Annotated in this window: 1 protein-coding gene; it reads right to left on the minus strand. The window is 77.0% G+C overall.

The genetic code is table 11. The annotated features are described in order from the left end of the window. Window positions 1–68: 68 nt before the first annotated feature. Window positions 69–944, minus strand: an 876-nt coding sequence (locus tag GTQ99_RS23595) for a phosphotransferase family protein (protein ID WP_166618066.1), incomplete at its 5' end; no start/stop codon positions are given.

The following is a 944-nucleotide window of genomic DNA, read 5'->3' on the forward strand; positions in this document are numbered from 1 at the left end:
GGGGGTGGCGAGGTCGGGGACCGCCAGGTCGGGGGTGGCGAGGTCGGTGGTGCTCACGCGGGCTCCTCTCAGAGGTTCTGCAGCCGGTCGTCCAGGTGCAGGTCGGCGAGCGCCCAGCGGGCCCGCAGGAACTGCCAGTCGGAGAACTTGGAGTACTCCAGGGTGCCCGGGTCGACGGCGTCGACGTAGGCGCCGACGAGGCCCCAGCGCACGCAGTCCGCGGCGCCGTAGACGCGGGCGCGGTCGAACAGCGCCTCGTCCCAGCGGCCCCAGGCCTCCTCGAACAGCGTGCGGGCCCCGGCCTCGGAGGCGGCGAGCTCGGCGAGGACGGCGCCGACGTCCTGCAGTGGGTCCATCACGGCCGCCACGTCCCAGTCCAGCAGGTGCACGCCGCCGTCCGCGCCGAGCAGGACGTTGGAGACGTTGCCGTCGCCGTGGCAGAACGCCTCGTCGGTGCCGGTGGCGCGGATGCGCCGCTCGGCGTCGTCGAGCACGCGCAGCAGCCACGGCAGGTCCGGCGGCAGCAGCGCGCCCCGGTCCCGCGCGTGCCGCAGCACCGAGCGGACGTCGTCGAAGACCGTGGCGCGCCGGGCGCCCGGCACGGTCAGCGCGTGCACGGCGCGGCGGGCCGCGAGGTGGCGCGAGCGCACGCCGGCGTCGAGGAGGTCGGCGAGGGTCGCGGTCTTCGCGACCTCCGTCAGGTCCTCCAGGACGAGCGTGCGGGTGGCCTGCGAGGCCTCCAGGACGCGGGGGCCGATGCCCGCCGCACCGGCCGCGGTCGCCGCGCCGAAGGCGGTGGGCAGGTCGACGTAGGCGGTGGTGGCCGGGCGCATCACCTTGACGAAGGCGCCGGTGGCGCCGGGACCGGGCAGCAGCCGGTGCCGCTCGGAGTCCGCGCCCCACCAGCTCGGGCTGGCCATCGTGGGCGGGGCGGGGGCGACGAG

This window comes from Kineococcus vitellinus (assembly GCF_009906315.1).
Taxonomy (GTDB): Bacteria; Actinomycetota; Actinomycetes; order Actinomycetales; family Kineococcaceae; genus Kineococcus; species Kineococcus vitellinus.